The sequence below is a fragment of the Paenibacillus durus ATCC 35681 genome, assembly GCF_000993825.1.
GTDB classification, from domain to species: Bacteria; Bacillota; Bacilli; order Paenibacillales; family Paenibacillaceae; genus Paenibacillus_AQ; species Paenibacillus_AQ durus_B.
In genome coordinates this window covers 5,205,680-5,229,344 of record NZ_CP011114.1, presented here as the reverse complement: position 1 = coordinate 5,229,344, position 23,665 = coordinate 5,205,680, and the positions used below count along the sequence as shown (strand labels likewise).

18 protein-coding genes and 2 pseudogenes are annotated in these 23,665 nt (G+C 46.0%); 5 read left to right on the top strand and 15 right to left on the bottom strand.

What is annotated here, in order from left to right:
• Position 1: 1 nt before the first annotated feature.
• Together VK70_RS24435 and VK70_RS24425 are read left to right on the top strand one after the other, a co-directional pair.
• Positions 2–1,090 carry a carbohydrate ABC transporter permease gene (locus VK70_RS24435; RefSeq protein ID WP_025700751.1) on the top strand — a complete coding sequence of 363 codons (1,089 nt, stop codon included), beginning with the start codon at positions 2–4 and terminating at the stop codon, positions 1,088–1,090.
• A gap of 968 nt (positions 1,091–2,058) precedes the next feature.
• Entirely contained in the window at positions 2,059–3,087 is a 1,029-nt protein-coding gene (locus VK70_RS24425) for a LacI family DNA-binding transcriptional regulator (RefSeq protein ID WP_046723884.1), read from the top strand.
• A gap of 167 nt (positions 3,088–3,254) precedes the next feature.
• On the opposite strand, the gene VK70_RS24420 is transcribed toward VK70_RS24425, so the two are convergent.
• A complete protein-coding gene (locus VK70_RS24420; RefSeq protein ID WP_046723882.1) occupies positions 3,255–4,535 on the bottom strand; it encodes a Glu/Leu/Phe/Val family dehydrogenase in 1,281 nt (426 codons plus the stop codon).
• 239 nt (positions 4,536–4,774) lie between these two features.
• On the opposite strand from VK70_RS24420, the gene VK70_RS27555 reads away from it, so the two are divergent.
• Positions 4,775–5,095, top strand: coding sequence for a substrate-binding domain-containing protein (locus VK70_RS27555; RefSeq protein WP_082210257.1), 321 nt, complete (start codon positions 4,775–4,777; stop codon positions 5,093–5,095).
• A 103-nt stretch (positions 5,096–5,198) separates the two neighbouring features.
• On the opposite strand, the pseudogene VK70_RS24415 reads toward VK70_RS27555, so the two are convergent.
• The 8 genes and pseudogenes from VK70_RS24415 to VK70_RS24380 all read right to left on the bottom strand — a co-directional run.
• A pseudogene (locus tag VK70_RS24415) lies at positions 5,199–5,718 on the bottom strand (beta/alpha barrel domain-containing protein); the annotation flags it as partial.
• A gap of 506 nt (positions 5,719–6,224) precedes the next feature.
• On the bottom strand, positions 6,225–7,601 hold the full coding sequence (locus tag VK70_RS24410; protein WP_046723880.1) for an aspartate aminotransferase family protein: 1,377 nt from the start codon (positions 7,599–7,601) through the stop codon (positions 6,225–6,227).
• Between the two features lie 129 nt (positions 7,602–7,730).
• Positions 7,731–7,919: pseudogene (locus VK70_RS24405) on the bottom strand (pyridoxal 5'-phosphate synthase glutaminase subunit PdxT); the annotation flags it as partial.
• A gap of 59 nt (positions 7,920–7,978) precedes the next feature.
• Positions 7,979–8,860 carry a pyridoxal 5'-phosphate synthase lyase subunit PdxS gene (gene pdxS / locus VK70_RS24400; RefSeq protein ID WP_046723878.1) on the bottom strand — a complete coding sequence of 294 codons (882 nt, stop codon included), beginning with the start codon at positions 8,858–8,860 and terminating at the stop codon, positions 7,979–7,981.
• Positions 8,861–9,154: 294 nt separating this feature from the next.
• Positions 9,155–10,531 (bottom strand): aspartate aminotransferase family protein, encoded by a 1,377-nt coding sequence (locus VK70_RS24395; RefSeq protein WP_046723876.1) that lies wholly within the window; start codon positions 10,529–10,531, stop codon positions 9,155–9,157.
• Between the two features lie 374 nt (positions 10,532–10,905).
• Positions 10,906–11,181 carry a VOC family protein gene (locus tag VK70_RS24390; protein ID WP_025695787.1) on the bottom strand — a complete coding sequence of 92 codons (276 nt, stop codon included), beginning with the start codon at positions 11,179–11,181 and terminating at the stop codon, positions 10,906–10,908.
• A 212-nt stretch (positions 11,182–11,393) separates the two neighbouring features.
• Complete coding sequence (locus VK70_RS24385) at positions 11,394–12,863, bottom strand: APC family permease (RefSeq protein WP_025695788.1); 1,470 nt, start codon at positions 12,861–12,863, stop codon at positions 11,394–11,396.
• 215 nt (positions 12,864–13,078) lie between these two features.
• Positions 13,079–14,185: a glycerol dehydrogenase gene (locus tag VK70_RS24380; protein ID WP_025695789.1), complete on the bottom strand. Its 1,107-nt coding sequence runs from the start codon at positions 14,183–14,185 to the stop codon at positions 13,079–13,081.
• Positions 14,186–14,953: 768 nt separating this feature from the next.
• On the opposite strand from VK70_RS24380, the gene VK70_RS28085 reads away from it, so the two are divergent.
• A protein-coding gene (locus VK70_RS28085) for an IS5 family transposase (protein ID WP_144415303.1) occupies positions 14,954–15,717 on the top strand; the annotation gives its coding sequence in 2 pieces (ribosomal slippage) (positions 14,954–15,290 and positions 15,290–15,717; 765 coding nt in all).
• Between the two features lie 32 nt (positions 15,718–15,749).
• On the opposite strand, the gene VK70_RS24365 is transcribed toward VK70_RS28085, so the two are convergent.
• Positions 15,750–16,538, bottom strand: coding sequence for an SDR family NAD(P)-dependent oxidoreductase (locus VK70_RS24365; RefSeq protein WP_025700397.1), 789 nt, complete (start codon positions 16,536–16,538; stop codon positions 15,750–15,752).
• A gap of 139 nt (positions 16,539–16,677) precedes the next feature.
• Positions 16,678–17,811: an MFS transporter gene (locus tag VK70_RS24360; RefSeq protein ID WP_081755032.1), complete on the bottom strand. Its 1,134-nt coding sequence runs from the start codon at positions 17,809–17,811 to the stop codon at positions 16,678–16,680.
• A 1,281-nt stretch (positions 17,812–19,092) separates the two neighbouring features.
• Here VK70_RS24360 and VK70_RS28080 point away from each other — a divergent pair.
• Positions 19,093–19,326 carry a hypothetical protein gene (locus tag VK70_RS28080; RefSeq protein WP_144415302.1) on the top strand — a complete coding sequence of 78 codons (234 nt, stop codon included), beginning with the start codon at positions 19,093–19,095 and terminating at the stop codon, positions 19,324–19,326.
• A 259-nt stretch (positions 19,327–19,585) separates the two neighbouring features.
• Here VK70_RS28080 and VK70_RS28075 read toward each other — a convergent pair.
• The 4 genes from VK70_RS28075 to VK70_RS24330 all read right to left on the bottom strand — a co-directional run bounded on the left by VK70_RS28075 (position 19,586) and on the right by VK70_RS24330 (position 23,663).
• Positions 19,586–20,726 (bottom strand): IS630 family transposase gene (locus tag VK70_RS28075; RefSeq protein WP_144415158.1). Its coding sequence is split into 2 segments (ribosomal slippage): positions 19,586–20,288 and positions 20,287–20,726, totalling 1,143 coding nucleotides; the frame shifts between segments, so codons are not numbered across the junction.
• A gap of 157 nt (positions 20,727–20,883) precedes the next feature.
• The gene (locus tag VK70_RS24340) at positions 20,884–21,078 is read right to left on the bottom strand and encodes a hypothetical protein (RefSeq protein ID WP_025693750.1); all 195 of its coding nucleotides are present in this window, start codon (positions 21,076–21,078) and stop codon (positions 20,884–20,886) included.
• Between the two features lie 409 nt (positions 21,079–21,487).
• Complete coding sequence (locus VK70_RS24335) at positions 21,488–22,768, bottom strand: ABC transporter permease (protein WP_025693751.1); 1,281 nt, start codon at positions 22,766–22,768, stop codon at positions 21,488–21,490.
• The gene (locus VK70_RS24330) at positions 22,761–23,663 is read right to left on the bottom strand and encodes an ABC transporter ATP-binding protein (protein WP_025693752.1); all 903 of its coding nucleotides are present in this window, start codon (positions 23,661–23,663) and stop codon (positions 22,761–22,763) included. The genes VK70_RS24335 and VK70_RS24330 overlap by 8 nt, the downstream gene beginning before the upstream one ends.
• Between the last annotated feature and the right edge of the window lie 2 nt (positions 23,664–23,665).

The window sequence follows — 23,665 nt, the reverse complement described above, 5'->3', positions numbered from 1 at the left end:
CTTGAAAAAAATTGCGAAACTCAATTCAAAGCTATTCGTAAACGTCTCTCTTGCCATCATCGTTCTTCTCTGGGTCGTTCCAACAGCAGGACTTTTAGTTACATCATTTCGGAGCGTACCCGATATTATGAAATCGCCTTGGTGGAATGTTATGCCCCATAAAGAATGGAAAGCAACTGAAGAGTTGAAGTTATCGCTGGATACCAATTTGAAGAAGCCGATCAAAGTTGGTGATTCATCCTATACGGACAAGCAATTAAAGGACGGAATTGAAAAGGACGGCGTACGTATTATTTGGGGGGACCGTCGCAGCCGAATTGTGGCGGTTCAAGAGAAAAAATGGGTTCCTTTTTCCAGTTTCACGCTTGAAAACTATAAATTAGCGGTAGGCGGTAAGAACTATGACATGATTACAAATGATGGTAAAGTGGTCAATGTTAAAGGGGTAGGTCTTTTAACATCCTTTTGGAACACTGTGGCGGTTTCGGTTCCGGCCACTGTTATTCCACTTATCATTTCTGCGTTTGCAGCGTATGCACTTGCATGGCTAAGATTTCCGGGTAAAAATCTCCTTTTTATTACCATGCTTTGTTTGCTTGTTGTTCCCATGCAAGTGGCTTTATCGCCAATAATAAGCGACTATAAGGCGTTAGGTTTGAATGGGACATATCTTGGTATTTGGCTTGCGCATACCGCTTTTGCGCTTCCTTTTGTCATCTATTTTATGTATGGATCCATAAGTCGCCTCCCGAAAGATTTATTCGAATCGGCCTTTATGGATGGGGCAGCCCACTTCACGATATTCAAGAACATTGTGGTCCCGCTAATCGTTCCTGTGCTCGCTTCGATGACTATCTTTCAATTTCTTGCGGTATGGAACGACTATTTGATTTCACTAATTTTCCTAGGTGCTGAAGAGAAGGTTCAGGTATTGTCCCTTGCCGTTGCCAATCTGGCAGGTACGAGAGGGAATGATTGGCATCTGCTTTCTGCAGGAGCGTTTGTAGCTATGATTGTCCCTCTTATCGTTTTCTTCTCCATGCAAAAGTATTTTATCCGAGGGTTACTGGGCGGTTCAGTTAAAGGATGACATGTAAGGCAATTAGGAGATAATTGTCTTAGATTGGAATATTAAGGCCGTGGAATCAGTGGCAAATGATGTCGTCTCTGACGAATTGCGGCCCGTTGTCTGTTCGATTCAGACGTGGCTTCGACTGCTTCATTCGGCAATGTAACGCACGTCATAGTGTTTGGGCTGCATGTTCGGCCTCACATACAGTCCTCTGTACCGGATAACGACACTGTCAAGCATCAATGATGCTAAGGCCCATAAATATCCATACTTAATGTTGATTTGCCACAGCTGATTGGATCCTGTCGCCACGCCGTATAAAATTTTCTGTTCATTTAAGGTTCAGCTTGTAATGACCGGTTGGTTCCATTCCGACGATAATGTCCTGGATACTCCTGTTCTTTCATGATTTTCCGGGACCAGCTAACGAAAAATTCAAATCCTTTCCGGTTTTTTTCAAACGAAATTGGCATCTTATACGACTCCGCAGGAAGTCTTATGTTCGAATCACATTTTTGAACTTTGCGATATCTACAACCAACGACAAGTGCCGAAGAAGTGATTTGGATATTTCGTTCGTCTTCATGCATCATGTAGTCTCCTTGGTTTTGTTTTTGGATCCGTTCGCCTGGCCCAGCATCTGGGATCCCTAAACATCATACCAGGGAGCCTTTTTGTTTCTCAAACAAATTTTTCTTATTATTAGGAATACTCCTCGTTAATCTAATGACTATAAGTTGAGGATCCTATTTCTTAACTCCGAGGGTTTGTATCATACTTCAAATAAAGGATATCCTTGAAAATAATTACCAACTACGGAAAAAAATACATGTTTTGCCCTTCGACACCCTTCACTTAATCCAATCACAAAGCAGCGGATGTATTGCTTCAGAGCAATGAGATGTATTGGCTTTGTTTGTTAAAAAACAAAGAACAAGGTATAATAATAGAAATAAAAATAAGTTAACCGGTTAATCGGAGGTTCTATGAAACCAAAAACGACGATTCGTGATGTAGCCGAGTTCGCAGGTGTCTCTACGGCAACTGTGTCATACGTACTCAATGATATAAACAAAGTTTCCCAACAGACGAAAGAAAGAGTATTGGAAGCCATTAAACATCTGGATTACCATCCTGATTTTACGGCCATCAGTTTATCAAAAAGAAAATCAAATATGATTGGTGTCATGATCCCCTTTGTCAATCATTCACTTGCTCCTATTTTTAAACAGGACCATTACTACATGGAAATAATTAGCGGAATGGAGCATATTTCTAGTGCTCAAAACTACGACCTGCTTATTTCAGGGGTAAGAGACACCGAGGATTGCAAAAGTTGGGTGGCTAAGCGAAATTTAGACGGGCTTATTATTTCGGGACCTTTACCTGATTCATTGATGAAAGAGTTGAATACCTTTAATATACCAATTGTTTTGATCGATAATTATGGGGATTTCAGAAAAAATTATCAAATCATGATCGATGATGAGCTTGGCGGCTATCTTGGAACAAAGCATTTACTTAACAACGGACATACTCACATTAGCTTTGTAAGGATTAATTTACCATCAACCGATCTAATCGATCAACAACGCTACCGTGGATTCAAAAGGGCATTAAACGAGGCTCATATTTCGATCAATCCGGATTTAGTATTTGATGCTAATGGTAATTCTTTTGAAATTGGGTATAAAATCGGAATGAAAATTCTCGACCTCAAAGAAAAAACAACAGCTATTTTTGCGTCTACCGACATTCTGGCGGTTGGGATTATACAAGCATTTCGAGAAAATGGAAAAGAAGTTCCTAAAGATTATTCTATCGTTGGATTTGACGATCTTGAGATTAGCCGGTATATTTCACCAAAGTTAACGACAATTAGACAAGATGTATTCAACAAAGGAGTCGTTTCAGCTCAAACGATTATTGATGCAATTGAACAAAATGGATCTCATCCTGTAAAACTTACTCTTCCTATTGAGTTAATTGTGAGAGAGTCAACACGATCGATTTAAAACAAAAAAGATTGTTTCCCCGCACATGAGGATGAGGTCAATGCGAAGGCAGAACCAGGAACTTTCGCATTAACCTCACTCCGTATTATTGCTGGTATCGATCGATTGCCGTTTATCGGATAGTCTCCCGCTCTCCCGGCAGCCGTAAAATCCATTTCATTTTTGCATCATATCCAGCCTCGCAATTGGACCGCTTCAATCAGCCGGTTCAATCCGACGATATACGCGGCCATTCGCATATCGACGCCCTTGGCCAAGCTGGTTTCATAGACTTTTTCAAAGGATGAGACCAATATTTGTTTCAGCCGCTCGTCCACCATTTCCTCGGTCCAATAGTAACCCTGGTTGTTCTGCACCCATTCGAAATAAGAGACGACCACGCCCCCGGCGCTTGCGAGCACATCGGGAACGAGCAGGATCCCCCTCTCTGTCATAAGCTCTGTCGCTTTTAACGTCGTTGGTCCGTTCGCCGCTTCAACGACGATCTTCGCTTGAATATCACCGGCATTTTCTTCAGTAATCTGATTGCTTATGGCAGCGGGGATCAAAATATCGCACGGTTTTACTAAAAGCTCTTGATTGGTGATCCGGTTCGGGTACAGTGAGGTTACGGAGCCGTATGGATCTTTCTGGGTAAGAAGCAGATCAATATCGAGCCCCTCCGGCTCATAAAGGGCGCCGGAAGCATCTGAAATGCCAACCACTTTGGCGCCTGCATCAAGGAGAAATTTCGCCAGATAACTGCCGGCGTTGCCGAACCCCTGAATAATTACGCTCGCTCCCTCGATCGGTAAACCGATTTTTTGGGCCGCTTCGTTCAATACGATCGTCACGCCATTGGCCGTAGAAGATTCCCGACCGGCCGAACCGCCGATCGCCAGAGGCTTTCCCGTAATAACCCCGGGCGAACCGAATTCGCAAATACAGCTGTATTCATCCATCATCCAAGCCATGATCCGGGAGTTAGTAAACACATCCGGCGCCGGAATATCCTTTGCAGGCCCTATAATTTGGCTGATCGCCCGGACATAGCCCCGGCTCAGGCGCTCCAGCTCTTGGGCGGACATGGTTCGGGGATCACATACGATCCCGCCTTTTCCCCCGCCGTACGGCAGGTTTGCAAGTCCGCATTTGATGCTCATCCAGATCGAAAGCGCCTTGACTTCCTCCTCCGTTACATCGGGGTGAAAGCGTATGCCTCCCTTTGTCGGTCCGACGGCGTCATTATGCTGCGCGCGGTAGCCTGTAAACACCTTCACGGTTCCGTCGTCCATTTTTACCGGAATCCGTACCGTCAGTACGCGCAAGGGCTCCTTCAGTAAATCAAAAAGAGCTTGATCTCCATTCAGATGTGATAAAGCTTCCCGGATGATGGATTGGGTAGACTCGTATAAAGAAACTTCTTCAGAATGATCTAACACAGCTTTATTGACCACGGTTTCGGACATCCTTTCATCTTAAATCATTCCGTTCTACCTTTTATAAGTCGGGCTCTTGTAAGTAGCCTCTTAAAACTGTCTTGCTTACATCACCCGACTCGACTGCTTATATGCTATATAACACTTAAATCATGGGTGATAAATAAACTGAAATTGCAAATCCTATAGTAAATTGTGACAGTCGATGAATCTCAAAGAATCTATGGTGAGATCGAGGGCTGCGACGGAACCTGAAATGTTCCTGCAACATGAATGAATTCCAGGCGTGCTCAGGATCACCTGCTCATTTACATCTTCTTGAGCATGCATTTCGAGAAAATGGAAAAGAAGTTCCTAAAGATTATTCTATCGTTGGATTTGAAGATCTTGAGATTATACGGTATAATTCACCAAAGTTAACGACAATTAGACAAGATGTATTCAACAAAAGAGTCGTTTCAGCTCAAACGATTATTGATCCTATTGAGTTAATTGTGAGAAAGTCACACGATAGATTTAAAACAAGAAGATTGTTTCCCCGCACATTAGCGTTACGAAGGCAGAACGAGCAACCCTTCGCATTGACCTAACTCCGTAATATTTGCTGTTATCGATTGCGGTTTAAAGCTCTTGCACAACCGCTTATTACACCGAGCCTTGACTTGTATCCGCATTAGGAATAATTACCTGAGTGGACAATACATTGCGGATTTGGCCGTTAATCAGGCATATATGACGACCGCTTCCAGGATATTCCCTGATCCCAGCTCGCCTTTCCGTAGCATCGTTGCGCCTTCTTGAATGCGACGAAGGGCTTCGCCAAGGTCCTTCGCACCGCATACGAACGGAACGGTAAAACCGCGTTTGTCGATATGGAATACTTCGTCAGCTGGCGTGAGAATTTCACTCTCGTCGATATAGTCGGCGCCGAGCGCCTGGGAGCACTTTCGCCTCAACATAGTGGCCTACGGGCTTACGCCATAACCGGTATCGTGACAACTTTCATGACCTCTTCAAAAATCGTCGGGTCGGCCATACGAGCAACACCGTCTGCCGCTCGAATATCGGATGGAACGCGCTCCAGCGCCATGACAGCTGTAGCTCCTGCCGCCTCGGCAATCTTCGCCTGTTCGGCGTTCATGACGTCCATTATAACGCCGCCTTTTTGCATTTCAGCCATACCGCGCTTTACAAGCAAAGTTCCTGTTCCCATCTTAAAAAGCCTCCCGTTTAAATGAAACCGTAAAGTTTCAGTGTGTTTACAACTCTCATAGTTAGGCAAGTGGAGTGATCGTTCCCTGAACGAGGCCCGAATTTGGGAGGTTCACCTAATTTGCTTGTAGCAATATTTTTTCCAATGCTTTTTCTGCAGTACATAATCCATGCCGAGGTCTCTTGGCTTCGGCTTCATAAGTGATCGAAGCTCAGGCAGCATTGAGGCCAGACAGAAGAAACTTGTTTTCTTTAACGGCCTAAACAATACCTTTATTGGCGATTTGCAGCACCAATCCCGCCTAATAGCCCGGCAGAATCTAGCCGCTGACAAAGTTCGCCGGTAGAAGCCTTTCCGGACGTCGTCGGTCAGATAAGCAACTTGACCGACGACGCTTGAAATGGCCTCAAACTTATCAAATCGATGTCTAAAAAACCGGGCTTTGAAAGCACGTCCTTTTTGGGGGATGAGCAATATTAAATTAAGTTAAGTTAATTCTTTGACAATTAAGCCAGAATAAAACGGAGGTTATGTTCCTTCATATCTTTTAGCGACTTATCCGCAGCTTCCAATGTCTTTTCGGCATCTTCCATCGTATGAGAAGCATTGACATACCACCTTCCGCCAAACATAAGGAATACGCCATTTTCCTGCATATACTTCTGGAAGACTTCTACAATTTTCTTATCAAAGCCTGCAAGATCTTCTTTCGTATAGAGTCTGCGTCTGCCGCCCGGAACACCAAAGATAGTGGAGAATACGCCGTTTGATTCAGTAAGCGTGAGCGGGATATCATATCGGTTGGTAATTTCGACCAGACCGTCCATGATGCGTTCCTGCACCTTGAATACCTGGCCATAAACAGCGCAATTATCGCGACTCAGGATGTCAAGAGTAGTATTTACAGCGTACATACCTAAACCATAGCCTTGAAAAGTACCAGGACTCAGTACGCGGCCGTTGCGGATTGCATCCATAATCTTTTTCTTGCCGCCAACACAGGACATCGGGATGCCATTAGCCATAGCCTTACCCATCGTACAAATATCAGGCGTTACACCAACAACCGTTTGTGCCCCGCCGATATTAACACGGAAGCCGGTAATGATTTCGTCCATGCACATAACGATATTGTACTTGTCGCAGAGCTCTCTTACCTTTTCAAGGTAACCGGGCTTCGGATACAGGCCATCATGATTCCAGACAATGCCTTCCAGATGGATACCGGCAATTTCTTCATGATATTTATCAAAGGTTTCTTCCAGTTGCTCAAAATCATTCCATGTAATCATAAAGATTTCTTTACCCGCCCACGGAATTCTGCCCTCAGTATAGAATGGATCCACCCCCTGTCCGCCGGCGAGCTCAAAATCAGCATAAGGCTTGGAACCAGGATCAGGATTTCTTCTGCCGCCTAATACATTATCCGGCCAACCTGCATAATGTCCTTCCACGCGTACAATGGTAGTTTTGCCAGTGTACGCACGCATAATACGGAACGCCATCTGTACAGCTTCCGAACCTGAAGTCATAAATTTAACCTCTTCCACACAAGGAACAAATTCACATAACTTCTTGGCTACTTCGATATCCAGCGGAGAGAATAACAGGTTGGAACCAATCGCTGTTCCGTTATGATCCAAATATTCTTTCAGCCGTGCTACATATTCCGGATGTGCGTGACCAAGGATATTCGGTCCCATTGAGCCGTTATATTCGATATATTCATTGCCATCCACATCAACTAAATGCGAACCCCCAGAACTTTTTATAAACAACCGATGGTTCGTAACATCCATGGGAATTCGCAAATTAGAATGTCCGCCTGGATAGTACTCATTAAATTCTTGTGTTAAAGCTTCGCTCTTGTCTTTTTTCAGCATTTTCTTTTCCTCCTGAAACGTATTAAAGTATATCTATACGTTCTCGAGATATCCAAAGTCCCGTGGCACGACAAATTGGAAGGCATCTACTCCAGTTAAAAAGCATTGATTTAACGTCCATTATCAATTTCGGATGGATTCCATAAAGGTACGCAACAGCTTGCCGATTGTCGTGCTCTCGCCACCGGGAATGATGAGCCTGTCAATCACATTCAACTGCTCGGTCCGTTTCACGGCAACCGCTTGGCCGCCTGCGGCCTCAAGGCTTCGAATATGCTCCGCAACGGCACCCTGCAGCGCCAATACGCCAATTTTCACCGTGTAAACACCTTCTTCCACCGAAGCGTTCGAACTATATTTTCAGTGTAACAGTCTTCTTACCAGCCACGTTCTTGCATGCGTTGCGAAAAGTCTAGTGTCGAAATATCGATGCCTTTCATTGGCGCGCCCAAATTCTTTGACACTTCCGCGATAAGCTTGTAATCGGTGTAATGAGTGGTTGCTTCAACGATAGCTCGAGCGAATTTTTCCGGATTATCGGATTTGAAAATGCCGGAGCCAACGAATACGCCATCTGCCCCAAGGTGCATCATAAGAGCCGCATCAGAAGGTGTCGCCACACCGCCGGCTGCAAAATTTACAACAGGCAGCTTTCCTGCTTCATGTACGCTTAGCAACAGATCATATGGAACTCCGAGGTTTTTCGCTTCGGCATACAACTCATCCTTCGACATGTTCTGCACTTTGCGGATTTGGCCGTTAATCAGGCGCATATGACGAACCGCTTCCACGATATTCCCTGTTCCCGGCTCGCCTTTCGTCCGTAGCATCGCTGCGCCTTCTTGAATGCGACGAAGGGCTTCGCCAAGTTCCTTCGCGCCACATACGAACGGAACGGTAAAATCGCGTTTGTCGATATGGAAAATTTCGTCAGCTGGCGTGAGAACTTCACTCTCGTCGATATAGTCGGCACCGAGCGCCTCGAGCACTTTCGCCTCGACATAGTGGCCTATACGGGCTTTCGCCATAACCGGTATCGTGACAACTTTCATGACCTCTTCCAATATCGTCGGATCGGCCATACGCGCTACACCGCCTGCCGCACGAATATCGGAAGGTACGCGCTCCAGCGCCATGACAGCTGTAGCTCCTGCCGCCTCAGCAATCTTCGCCTGTTCGGCGTTCATGACGTCCATTATAACGCCGCCTTTTTGCATTTCAGCCATACCGCGCTGTACACGCAAAGTCCCTGTTTCCATCTTAAAAGCCTCCGTTTTAACCTGTAACGTTTTCAATGTGTTTTTCACCCAACCCTCATAGTTAGGTAAGTGTGCGGTCGTTCCCTGAATGAGAATTAAGGGCTTCTGCTACTTTGTTTGGAACAAATACTTTTTCCAATGGGCCTTTTCGTAGCGTCGTCGGTCAGATTAGATTCCGACCGACGACGCTTGAAATGGCCACAAACTGGTCAAATCTGTGTCTATAGGAACTGGCTTTGAAAGCAAGTCCGTTTTGAGGGGGAGCAATGTCAAATGAAGTTAATTTTTTGACAATTAAGCTAGAGAAAAACGGAAGTTATGTTCCTTCATTGCTTTTAGCGACTTATCCGCAGCTTCCAATGTCTTTTCGGCATCTTCCATCGTATGAGAAGCATTGACATACCATCTTCCGCCAAACATAAGGAATACGCCATTTTCCTGCATATACTTCTGGAAAACTTCAACAATTTTCTTATCAAAGCCTGCAAGATCTTCTTTCGTATAGAGTCTGCGTCTGCCGCCCGGAACACCAAAGATGGTGGAAAATACGCCGTTCGATTCGGTAAGCGTGAGCGGGATATCATATCGGTTGGCAATTTCGACCAGACCGTCCATGATGCATTCCTGCACCTTGAATACCTGGCCATAGATCGCACAATTATCGCGGCTCAGAATGTCAAGAGTAGCATTTACAGCGCATTGACCTAAACCAAAGCCAGGAAAAGTACCCGGACATAGTACACGGCCGTTGCGGATAGTATCCATAATCTTTTTCTTGCCGCCAACGCAGGATACCGGGATGCCATTGGCCATAGCCTTACCCATCGTACAAATATCGGGTGTTACACCAACAACCGTCTGTGCACCGCCGATATTAACACGGAAGCCGGTAATGACTTCGTCCATACACATAACGACATTGTACTTATCGCAAAGCTCCCTTACCTTTTCAAGGTAACCGGTCTTTGGAAACAGACCATCATAATTCCAAACAATGCCTTCCAGATGGATACCGGCAATTTCTTCATGATATTTTTCAAAGGTTTCTTCCAGCTGCTCAAAATCATTCCATGTAATCATAAAGACTTCTTTACCCGCCCACGGAATTCTGCCCTCGGTATAGAACGGATCCACACCAGGCCCGCCGGCGCACGAAAAATCAGCATAAGGCTTAGAATTAGGATCAGGATTTCTTCTGCCGCCTAATACATTATCCGGCCAGCCTGCATAATGTCCTTCTACGCGTACAATGGTAGTTTTCCCGGTGTACGCACGCATAATACGGAACGCCATCTGTACCGCTTCCGAACCTGAAGTCGTAAATTTAATCTCTTCCACACAAGGAACAAATTTGCACAGCTTCTCGGCTACTTCGATATCCAGCGGAGAGAACAACAGGTTGGAACCAATCGCTGTTCCGTTATTAACCATAAATTCCGTCAACCGTTCTACATATTCCGGATGTGCGTGGCCAAGGATATTCGGTCCCATGGAGCCGTTATATTCGATGTATTCATTGCCATCCACATCAACTAAATGCGTGCCACCAGAACTTTTGATAAACAACCTATGGTTCGTAACATCCATAGGAATTCGCAAATTAGAATGGCCGCCTGGATAGTACTCATTAAATTTTTGCGTTAAAGCTTCGCTCTTGTCTTTTTTCAACATTTTCTTTTCCTCCTGAAATGTATTAAAGTATGTCTATGCGCTCTCTAGGTTTCCAAAGCCAGGCTTTGGAAACCTGCTATTTAACTAAAGCCAGTAACTCCTTCAGCCCAGTGCCTTGTACGTATTTTCCCGGAGAACCAAAAATCCGTGCCACTTGTCTACCTCGTTTTGTATTTTTTATTTTCATGCTACCGGTATGCATTTTTTTGCATAAAATACATCGTATCCGGAAGAAGGTTAACTGCGGGTAAATTAACTAAAGTTAACCGGTTAACTTACGATATCTTCCAGGCTAGCGCAACCAGCGCGCCGGAATCATACGAACTGATATGTCTGCTTCGTAAGGTAGTTGCCCGGGTTCCCATCGCATAAGCTCAAGGACCAATCCCCACCACGTCATTATATACCCAGTCCGTACCATCGATTGAACCGCCCACTACTTCTTTCTGGAGGGCACCCAGAAGGCGAATGTCATCGCGCTGTTTCAGCTGTTCCGTGACTGTTTCGATGTCTTCGACGTAGAAAGCCAGATGCCTACCAGCTCGATCAGAGGGTCGAAGGTCCGTCTGTCTAATCACGATTGGGCGAATACTGTATTCGAGCAGTTCGATGTCGTGCGTCCCACCATGGGTAAGCATAACCAGACGCACAGTAGTCTTCTCCGCTGCGTTTCGTCTGGTCAGATGTATCCGCAATCGTCGTATGGGCCCCCGTAGAAAACTACCTCGCACTCACCCGAATACAGCGACGAAGAACGAAAGCGCTTCGTCAAGATCAGGAACGGTGATTCCAACATGATCAACTGCAACTCTTCCGGTTATAATCTTTCATCAATTATCTTATTGTCGGGATTGGCGCCCATTCAGGGTTCTTGGCGGCCAATTCTCTGATACACGTCAGGTTTCTTCACACGCAGTCTTTGTGCATAGAAGAAACCCACGACGGGTATTGCGAACGTGATTAAGATAAAGATTATCGTGATAGCTCCGGAGGCACCCAGCAAGTCTCCATATTTGGCGAGCGCAAGGTATATCGAGAAGCCGATTCCGATCACAGAGAGAACCGGTGCGACGAACGTGCTCCAAACGGATACCGACTCAAACTTATTCTTCTTGAAGTAAACCACTATAGCGATGCTCGCGGCAAATAACAAAAGCATGACTCCAAACGAGCCGACACCGCTGGCTAACGCGTACAACTTAGTCGGATCAAACTGGATGGCCCCAAAGAAAATAACCCCTGCCCCATACACAATTCCAATGATGGTCGTTCCGACGTACGGCGAGTGATGGCGGGGATGCACCTTTCCCAGGAATGCCGGCAAAACACCGTCCGTGCCGAGCGAGTGGAGATAACGTGCCGAAACGTTCCAGACCGAAAGCGTTGACGCCGCCATCGACGTCATAATCAAAATCGTCACGATGTCAATGATGACCTTGCCGAAGAAATGCTGCATTATACTCACGAACAGGCCTGTGGTGTTGGCTGTAGCTGCTGCCTGCACATTACTTGCGCCGTAGTAGGTAATGAACGCCCACGTTCCGATGGCGTAAAAGATTCCAATACCCACGATCGCGTAGTACGTCGCTAAAGGAATGGTTCGAAGTGGGTTCCTGACTTCATCACGGTAAATAACTGTCGCCTCGAACCCTAAGAAAGTGCCCACCACGAATAATAGCCCTATGCCGAAGCCCTTGTCAGTAAGTCCTGGCCAGCCAAACCCAACACCACCTTCAGTCGAAGGTCCGCCATGTACGAATGAAACATAGTCAAACACAACGACGATAAGGCTTTCGAGTATCATAACCAAGGTAAGTATCTTTGCTGAGAGATCGATTTTTCGGAAAGCCAATGCACCGATCAACAAGACATACAAGAAGCCGTACACGTACCAAGGTATAACAGGTCCGCCGTAACCCTCGACATAACCTTTAAGAACGAGCGCGAAGTAAGGGGGGCCGACGAATCCGACTATGGGATACATAACCATTGCAAGAAATGCCGCACCAAGACCTGCGGAACGGCCGAGGCCGTCGGTGATGAATGCGTAGAAACCTCCAGGTCTTAGCATTCTCAGTCCCATCTGGACGAAGCCCACCGAGAAGAGCAAGAGTATAAGCGTGGAATATAAGTAGATAGGTACGGACTTATAGCCACTGTACATGAGAAGAACTGGAAGCATCCCTGTGACAGTCATGAGCGGCGCCGAGAAGGCGAGCACGCTCATCGTGAGTTCGGCCACCCCCATGTTCCCTTGGAGTCGGGGTTTGTTCCCCACGCCACCGACCGAAACCTCTTCATTGTTTGTTTTTGACAAAAAAATTTCACTCAAAGCATTTTCCCTCCTTACTAACTGTGATTGGAAAGATACGTGGTGTTAAATGTCTCGACCCATGTACACCTAATTCATAATCCCAATCGTCTGGTATGACATATCACCTGGAAAATTTGGACGGAAACCTATCTCATCCATGTTTAAGCAAGCAGAAGCTGGGAGCAGATACTCCTTCAGCCCAGTGGCTTGTACATGCCATCTGTTGTCATTAACTAAAACAGGCGCTTGCCCGCTTTATACATTTTACCGATGACATCTGCCGTTTTGATTGCGGCGATGACTTCTGTTTCAGTCACTTCGAAAGGATAATTATGCGTTGATTTGCATCTTAACACGCCTTTTGACACGATCTTGAATTCTTCTTCGGTCAAATCGCCAAGCTTCAGATCTTCAAGGCAGACAGGTAGGCCTACACTTACACAGAAGCTGAATACTTCATCTAGTTCTTCCTTGGGCGCACCTTCCAAGACGAGCGTGCATAAGGAAGATACCGAAACATATTCTCCGTGATACATATGTTCTTTTCTGTGTGTAAGATCGCAGAAACCGTAGTAGAAGGAATGGTCCGAAGAACCGCCGTTGTTTTCAAACCCGAGACCGCTTAAAAGGATATTGGCTTCGATGATTTTGTTTAAATCTTTTGTCATAACCTTCTGTTCGCAGGCCAGCTTGGCCAATAAGCCATGTTTCATTAGCAAGTCATAGGAAAGCTTTGCTATGGTAATGGAGGTTTCCGTCGGTTTTGCACCGAAGTCGTTGTCTTTATATCCCCGATAGCACACTCGTGCACCTATATAGGTGGAAAGCGTATCGCCCATGCCCGCAACCAGGAAGCGGACCGGTGCATTCATGATGATTTCCGTATCCACAAGGACAATATCCGGGTTTTGATCAAAATAGATCTCTTCGTCAAGCGATCCGTCTTCATTGTATATACAGGCACAAGCACTGGTTGCTGCATCCGATGCTGCAATCGTAGGAATTATGACGGTGGGTAGCTTAAGATTGCCTCCGACCGCCTTCGCGGTATCAATAACCTTGCCGCCACCCAAACCGACAACGCCGTTGCAGCCTTCTGTTACTGCGATATCCATCAGACGCTTGACTTCTTTTCTGGAGCTTTCGCCGTGGAACTCAGCAAAAATAATCTTATAGCCTTCTCCAAAGCTTTCCTTAATGACTTCTCCAAGATCATTGATCCTGTTCTTGCTGGCAATAACAAGATAAGAATCACCTATCCAGGAAACATGCTTCTTGATGTTGTGCAATTCTCCAAAACCTTGTACGTATTTTCCCGGAGATCCAAAAATCTGTGCCACTTTTCCACCTCGTTTTGTATTTTTTTATTTTCATGCCACCGGTATGCATTTTAAAAAAAATACATCATATCCGGAGAAGGTTAACCGATTAAATAGTTAACCGGTTAACCTTCGTTCAGTATAGCATTTTCCTATAGTAATGTAAACATTTCTAACATATTTTTTTTAAAATAAAAGGATTTTAATGAATTATGCAACCAGCATTCATTTTTTTGCAAAACACATCGTTAAGGAAAATCTTAATCGAAAAAAAATTAAAAGTTAACTGGTTAACTTTCTAAGCATTTCCAGACTGATGTAAACATTTCTCACATTCCTTTTATGCTATTGTTTAATGAATGCATCTCTGTGATTCTATACGTAGATGATAACAATTAGCAGTAGTCCATAAGGCTGAGCAGTGAACCGAACAAATGCAGAGTGATAGTCCGAACTGCGTAATGACCAATCTGCCAGGAAAAGCCGCGCCGCATCGTGTTCTCGTTTATTTGGATGAAATTCATAGCTGTTTATGTTTTAGGGTTTCAATCAGACGGACAGGAGACAGCTCGTAAGTACCTTCCAAAAAGGAAACTCTTATCTTCCTAAAAAACCGGGCAGTTTTCTGTCCGGCTTTTCTTGGAAATTTGTATTATCTAATATTAGTTGAATTTTCTTACATGCTTTTTATCACTAAAATTTTTGTAAAAGTTTGTTGTAAGATTTTCGGACAAATTAGGGCCTGTACGCAAACTGTACAACTCGTAGAAATCTAGTAAAATAAGGAACATGAGACGAAGATACGAGTTAACGGATGAAGAATGGAATATACTTGAACCCCTGTTGCCCCCGGCCCGAAAAAAACAAGGAGGACGTCCGCCTAAGGATCGGCGCCAGATGCTCAATGCGGTGCTCTGGGTAGCTCGAGCGGGAGCGCCATGGCGAGATTTACCGGGTTATTATGGCCCTTGGTCTTCCGCCTACAGTTTTTTCTGGCGATTGCAGAAAGCAAACCTTTGGGATGAAATATTGAAGCATGTCGCCATCGAACCGGATTGGGAGCAAGTGATGGTCGATGCCACCATCGTCCGCGTCCATCAACATGGAGCGGGCGCAAAAGGGGGCAGGACCGGCAGGCCATCGGGCGTTCGAGCGGAGGATTAACCACTAAAATTCATGCGATGGTGGACGCGCTCGGCTATCCGCTGCGTTTCGAATTGACGCCAGGACAAGACCACGATTCGGTCACCGGCTATCGACTTCTTCATGAATTGGACTTCTGCCCGGGCGAAGTGTTGGCTGATCGCGCCTACGATACGAACGCCATTCTGGAGCTTTTGCAAAGCCGAGCGATCACTCCGGTGATCCCAAGCAAACGCAATCGGCGGGTAAAGCGTCCGTTAGATTCTGAAGCGTATAAAGAGCGACACTTAATCGAATGCTTTTTCAACAAAGTGAAAAACTATCGAAGACTGGCGACCCGCTATGAAAAAACAGCGAATATGTTCATCGCTTTTTTGACGTTGCTTTCCATTCGTTTATGGCTCAAATAGGTTTGCGTACAGGCCCTATTAGACACGTTATTTTATATATTCACATAACCTCCTGCGATGGTGATTGTTACACCAGTGATATAAGAAGCTTCTTCTGAGGAAAGATACGCCATGAGACTTCCTATCTCATACGGAGAAGCCATTCTTTTTAGAGGAATAGTATCAATCAACTCTTGTTCATGTATTTTGGGATCGGTATTATTCAGCGCGCCTTTTTCCTGGAATTCCGCTTGCATCATTTGTGTATCCGTGAAACCAGGGCAAACTGTGACGACATTGATGTTATACTCTGCAAGTTCAAGAGCCATAGACTGACACACGGCATGTAATGCTGATTTTGATGCACTATAAGCAGGAAATCCATACTCACCAAGCTTACCAGCCTGAGAAGAAACAAATTGTATGGTTCCATTAATGCCTTTTTCAATCATATGTTTTGCCACTGCTTTTGACATAAACACAGAACCTCGTAGATTGATATCAAAGATTTTATCCCAGAATTCTGGCTCAGTATCTACCAGTTTGAATTCACCGCATATACCTGCACAATTGAGCAGAATATCAATTTTTCCGAATTTCTCCACACCCTGAGAAACCGCATTATTAATCTCATCAATATTGGAAACATCCATTTTGATAGGCAATACCTCTACACCTAAGAGTTTGATTTCTTCCGCTACTTCATTTAGCTTATCCATTGTTCTACCACACAAAATCACATTAGCGCCGCTATGTGCAATCGCTTGTGCTGCGCCTTTTCCAATTCCTTGTCCCGCACCTGTAATCAATGCAACTTTGCCTTTTAGATCATATCGATTCATTTCAAACTCTCCTTCATGAATTTGCTTATTATTCTGTAAATTATAGTATTTTAAGTTAATGTATAAATTCAAACACTCCGTATTACACATATGATGTTAACATTTCTTATATTTTATTTATAAAAGCTATATGAGAATTTTAGAATGCATCTCTGCGGTCCCATACGTAGACGATGACAATAAGCAGCAGTCCGATGAAGCTGAGCAACGAACCGAACAAAGGTAGAGTAGATAGTCCGAACTGCGTAATCACCAATCCGCCAAGAGAGGCCGCGCCTGCATTTCCCAAGTTCAGCACGGCATGGTTTGTTGTCGAGGCGAGCGCCGGAGCGTCTTTGGCGAGCGTCATAATTCGAAGCTGAAGACCAGGAAATAGTCCAAATGTGACCATCCCCCAGATAAAAATCGTAATGACAGCGGCAGTCGGATTCCGGTCAGTGAACCAGAACAGCGCAAGCACAGCTGCCATTAAGGTGAAGCTAACGATTAGCCATGGCATCAGCTTCCAGTCAGCCAGCTTGCCGCCAAGAAGGTTGCCGAGTGTAACACCACAGCCGAATAGCACCAATATCCAACTGACACTGTGTTCAGCGAATCCCGTCACTTCTTCAAGCAGCGGCGCAATATAAGTGAATACGATAAACAGGCTGCTAACACCAAATGCGCCTGCTAAATAAATGAGGACCAGTTTAGGCTGAGCGAGAGCTTTAAGCTGCCGGATTAAGGTGGAAGATGCCTCATTACGTATCTTAGGGATAAAAGTTATAATACAAATCAGCGACAAGACGCCCAAAATTGCGATGGACGTGAAGGAAGCTCTCCACCCAAAATGCTGTCCAATAAAAGTGCCAAACGGAACGCCAATAATGTTTGCGACAGTTATACCGGCCATCATTAACGATATAGCGCTAGCCCGTTTATCGTGACGGACGAGTCCAGAGGCAATAATCGAGCCAACGCCATAAAAAGTTCCATGAGTAAGTGCCGTTAATATTCGCGAAACCATAAGTACCGAATAGCTTGGGGCAACTGCGGCAATGATATTGCCGAGTATAAATAAGAGCATTAGCAGACATAGCAGCATTTTTTTCGGAAGTCTGTTGGTAATGATCGCCATAATTGGCCCGCCAACCGCGACGCCGAGTGCGTAGCCCGTAATGAGCTGTCCTGCCTTCGGAATGCTTACGTTCAGGTCACTTGCAACATTAGGAAGAAGACCCATGATGACGAATTCGGTCATCCCGATCGCAAATGCACCTATAGTAAGAGACATGATTGCAATCGGAAAGCTCGAGACTACTGCGGCCGTCTGATTTTTTTTGTATTGAATTCGTTCCAAAGTTTTACCATCCTTATATGTTTGCTTGAACTTACAAGAAACTGTTCGAAAAATTCATGCTTTTATCGCGCCTTCGGCCATCCTTAGATTAAAAATTTCTATATGAATAAATAACTCCCCATGTAAATCTTTCTGACATTTTTTTTATTAAGATAATGATTTATTCAATTAATGAACTGATAATTTTAACTTAAATGTTCAGAGTAAGCTATGTTAGTTAATTTATGTTACTTGTGGAAAATCAGGATTAATAATTCGATTCATAAAGGCTGTGGATTTACCAAAGATCTCCTTGATTAACTTTAAGAAGATAGATCTTCGCTATTTCTCTTATTGGAATTTCACCCCACTCTTTAATCGCTTTCTATTTTCGCTTAACCATTCTCCATCATATTTTGTGTCGATTAACATTGTAGAAGCTTCCGCATATTTAATACATATCTGATTACTTTTTCAGTATTTTTCGGAAATACGTGAATCAAATTGGATGTTGTCACAAATATTTGTTTTGCCGCAAGCGAAGCGATAGTCACCGCAAGAAAAGAGTGAAAAGCCATTCCCTGTTTTTTACACTCATAGGCTCGTGCGTTATCTCCTTTAATTGATTCGTTAACAGTTTTTCATCCATAAAAGCTATTTTTCTTCGCCATATGCTTCACTTCTTTCATTAATGGTGTGAACTATCTGGTGAGATGCAGAGAAGTTAACCGGTTAACTTACTATCAATATAACATCTCCGACACATTTTGTAAACATTCCTCACATTATCTTTTTTTGTTTTACAGCTCGCCTGGGCAAAATCGTTTGGTACCGGAGGCGGTACAGATTTTTACCCGAACGGGATTACCCGTTTTGTGAATTTGGGGATCTTGCGAAGAAGGTCATATTTAATAAGCGACTTCGCCGCCGGTTCCTACTGAGCATGAACTGATAATGACCTGGAGCTGGGCGCCGGGCGGATATACCAATCACTGCGTGTCGGCGCACCTCTAAGTCAGTCTACAACTTCGGTGATCACCATCAGTGATCAGGATAAGATCGTGCAGTACGCTGCTGACCGATGCAGTGTCCAGAACCAGGTTCATCGGCTCTCCGGTCAGTTGAGTCACACGCTCGACCATTCCGTCGCCGTACGAAATCATCGCCGCTCCTATCGTACGTAGTCGGTCGGCATAAGTAGTATTACCAGCTGTAGCGATCACGTGAGTACCGCGTATGAGGCGATTTGGACGGCAGCGAATCTATTATTGTGCCGGCTCCTTGCACCAACAGGGAGTGGACCGACCTCGCCCCGAGGTATTCAATGCTCCGGTAGGCAGTCTCGACCGCCAATGGCAGCGCCGCAGTCTGCACGAAGTCGAGTCCTGCTGGCATACGTGCCCATTGGTCTATGATCGCTCGATCCGATGCACCGGCTATCGGGGCGCCGATGTAGTCGGCGCTTCCTAGGATGGCAACACCGATGACGACATCGATGACGACATCACCTACCGCGTCCACAATCCCAGACATGTCTAGTCCGATGCCACGTGGTAGCTCACTGGTCCCCCTCTGCACAGGGCCCAGTCGGCTGAATTCAGCCCGCAAGCTTGTTTGAATCCGGAAATAAAAATAGAGGTAGCCATGGACGAGAAAATAAAGTCCGAGGCTACCTCTTTTATTGAATTAACGTTTTCCGCTGGTTGAACATAAATACACTAGTACTTCATCAGTCTTTAAATTGTGGATATAAGCGTTTCAGTTTGATTCGGGCGTCTTCCGTGGTGAATTGCCAGTCTACTCCCTTTTGAGACGCATTGCGTCCCGCTTCCCATGCGGTAAGTTCATGGGCCAAATCTTCTAAAGAAGGAATCCGGCGTCCCAGACACTGGCGGGTCATGACACTGAGTTCGATTTCGGCCACATTAAGCCAACTACCGTGTTTTGGTGTGTAATGGATTTCCAGGCGTTTCGCCAGACGCAAAGCCACTTCCGGTTCGAATGCCTGGTACAGGGAGGCGATAGAATGCGTGTTCAGGTTATCCATCACGAGGCGCACTTTCGGAGCCTCCGGGTAATGAACATCCAACAGATCGCGGACTTGTTCCGCCCATTCCACCCGCGTGCGCTGTGGACGAACACTCACATGTCGCCAGCCCGCAAGTGGTTCCGTAAAAATGAAAATGCTGCACGTTCCATTGCGCACGTACTCCGCATCTTCTCGCAGCGGTTTAGCGGGTTTCATCGGAATGGGCACCCGGGTTTCATCCAGAAGCTGGTACGGTTTTTCGTCCATGCAGATGACGGGACAAGCCGGATCGTAAGGCAGTCGATACACTTCCAATACATCTTCCATGGTGGCAACGAACGCGGCATTTTGCTTTGGCGGAATGCACCAGCATTTACGAAGATGAGGCTTGAGCTCGTTTTTTTAAAATTTTATCTACCGTGTCATAGGAAAGACTTTCGATGTAGTTCAGTTCAACGGCTTTGTCGGCCAGCATCCGCAAGGACCAGCGGCTCTTTCCTTCGGGCGGTGGACTGCAACTGAGTGCAATGATTTGGGCTTCCAGTTCGCCTGTAACTTTGGGAGGATTCGGTGGGGTTAACCGCTTTTTTCGCTCAAGCGTGGCCTGAAGGCCTTGCTCGGCAAACCGTTTTCGAACGAGATGGACCGTGTTGGTATGCACGTTTGAGCGTTCGGCGATTTCCACATCCGAAAGTTTACCGCCTGGCCGATTTTCATCGGCCCACAGCAGAATTTGGGCTCGCCGCAACGCGCGCGCCGTCGACTTTCCTTGGCTACACATACGTTTCAGTTCCTCTTGTTGTTCAGCGTTTAGACTTACGATATAGTCTCGTTTTTTCATCGGCTCGACCTCTTTTACTTTGACTATATCATAGATTCCATGATTTAACTGCTTTTAGACTGATGAAGTACTAGATTCCTCAAACAAGACATGTAAGAATTTAAATCAATAACTACTTATAAATCAACTGCATTGACCCTTGCAACAGGATTCGTTCTTATTGGCTACGCTTATTATATCTGCCAAAGGTTGCGATGGTCAGCACCATACCCACAATCCCCATACCAGTTAGAGTCCCTTGCGCGAAATCCATCAGAGTACTCCCGTTAGAATGAATAATTTGACTCGCTGTTAGCGAAAGAAAAGAGGCTGCAAACAGTATTCCTAAACTTTGTTGTTGTTTTTTATTCATTATTTCCACTCCTTGGTACTGGGTTTAGATGCGAACTCCGAATGGTTACTCACAAGCAGTATTTTGCAGTTAGAATAAAAAGTGGACATCTGTTAAGCGAACATAAATAATGAACTTCTAGTTTTAAATCCATAGAGTACACTTCATAACATTATTGTTATAAGACACTAATAAACCAACGATTTATCCGATTTATAATTGAATATTTTATTGCATTACTGTCAATTCATTTTCGTCCAGAATGTCCAACTCTAATACTTCCTTATAAAAGAACAAACCCTTGATACATCAGCACTTCCGGTGTACCAAGGGTTCAAATTGTCTCAAACATGTATTGTAAACCTGTCTCAATTATTATTTAAAGGAGTCTCAACTATAATGGTTACTCACATCATTAATTCTGTTGTCCTCAGATCTTATAAGCCTTCATCGCCTTGCGCAGCTCCTTGATACTTGGGCGCTTGCCGTACATCAGCACGCCGGTGCGGTAGATCTTCGCGGCCAGCCAGCCCATGCCGAAGATTGTGACAAGCAGAATCAGCAGCGACACGATAATTTCCCAGACGGCGACGTCGCCGACGCCGATTCGCAGAAGCATGCTGAGGGGCGAGGTGAATGGCACATAGCTCGTAACCTTGACCAACAGGATGTTCGGGTTCGAGATGCTGAACAGCGGAACGTAGAAGTTCACGAAACCAAGCATCATGATCGGCATTACGGCCTGCCCGAGATCCTCGGTGCGGCTGACGATGGAGCCGACGGCGGCGTACATCAGAGCGTACAGGAAGTAGCCGAGAATATAAAGAATGATTCCGTAGACCAGCAGACTGGCGCTGAGCTGTCCCAGGTCGAGATTGAAATCCTGCAGAACGCTTGAATTATGCGGCAGCATCAGGTTGGCGGCGATGGCGGCCGCGATAATGGCGATTTGCAGCAGGCCGACCAGGAAAATGCCGATGACCTTGCCGAACATTTGCGCCAGCGGCGAGGCGCTGGTAATCAGGATTTCCATGATGCGCGAGCTTTTCTCCGAAGTAACTTCCGCCGCGATCATATTGCCGGTCATCATAATCGACATAAAGAACAGAATAAGCAAGACGTAGACAATAACATAGTTGATTAACGGATGCGATTTATTCTGAGCCGACTCGCCGTCCGCGCTGATCTTCTCGGTGCCAAGCTGCACCGGCGCGTTCATGGCCGCGATCTGCTGCGGCGTCAGCCGGTCGCCCGCGATCAGCTGCGCGTTGACCTGCTGGAGAGCGCTCCGGAGGAAGCTCTGCTCCTCTGAACTATCGTCCTTGGAATGGTAGACGACCGAAGCGAGTCCCATACCATCCTGCTCCGTTAAGGTAAGATATCCGTCCACTTTGCCGTCCGACAAAGCCTGCTTCAGGCCAGTGTCATCCGCTGAAGCGTACGGAACGACCGTCGCTCCCGTTCCCGACTGCTGCGCGTAAGTCTGCAGAAGTTGCGCCGCGCGGCTGCCGTTCTCCGCAATGACCGCAATGTGAACACCCGGGCTTGGAGCGCTTCCGCTTCCGTCTTCACCCTTGAACACTTTGATGAAATAAGGGATATTCATTCCGATACTGAGCAGCAGAACCAAAATCAGCGTTGTTACAAGAAAGGATTTCGTTCTCACCTTGTTCTTGAACGTAAACCCGATAATCGTTCCCATCTTATTCATGAGATTCACCCACCACTCTGATAAAGATTTGGTTTAACGTCGGCTCCTTGATTTCAAAATGCTCCACTTCGCCCTGCTCCAGCGCCGCTTTCAGAATCCGCTGAGCCGCGCCGATTTCGGATATCCGAACGAGATATCCCCTCTCCTGCCGCTCTACGGCGGTCACGCCGGAAATACGGTCAAGCCCGGTCACTTCGCCCGGTGTACGCAGCAGCACCTCTTCCCGAGGATAGCCCTGCTTAATCTCGCGGAGGTCGCCCTGCACGACCGTATTGGAGCGGTCCAGAATCGTAATATGGCGGCACAGCTCCTCGACATGCTCCATCCGATGAGTTGAGAACAGGATGCTTGTACCCTGGTCGCGAAGCTCCCTGACCGTATCTTTAAGCAGCTCGACGTTGACCGGATCAAGGCCGCTGAAAGCTTCGTCCAGAATGAGAATCTGCGGCTTATGTACAACGGCGGCGATGAAGCCCATTTTTTGCTGATTGCCTTTGGACAGCTCCTCGATTTTTTTGTTATAGTAATCCGGCACCTCGAAGCGGTCCAGCCAGTACCGCAGGCTCTTGTCGGCATCGCTTGCGGACATGCCGCGCAGACGCCCAAGGTAGATAATCTGTTCACTGACCTTCACTTTGGGATACAGCCCCCGCTCTTCGGGGAGGTAGCCCATGATGGACTGAAGCTCGCTGCTGAACGGCTTGCCGTTGTACCGGATAGTCCCTCCGTCAGGATAAATCAGGCCAAGCACCATGCGCATCGTCGTCGTCTTGCCCGCGCCGTTGGCCCCCAGCAAACCGTAGATCTCCCCCGGCTCGACGCCAAGGGTAATTCCATTCACCGCCGTTTTGTCTCCATACTGCTTCACAACATCCTCCAGCTTTAGTGCTTCCATTC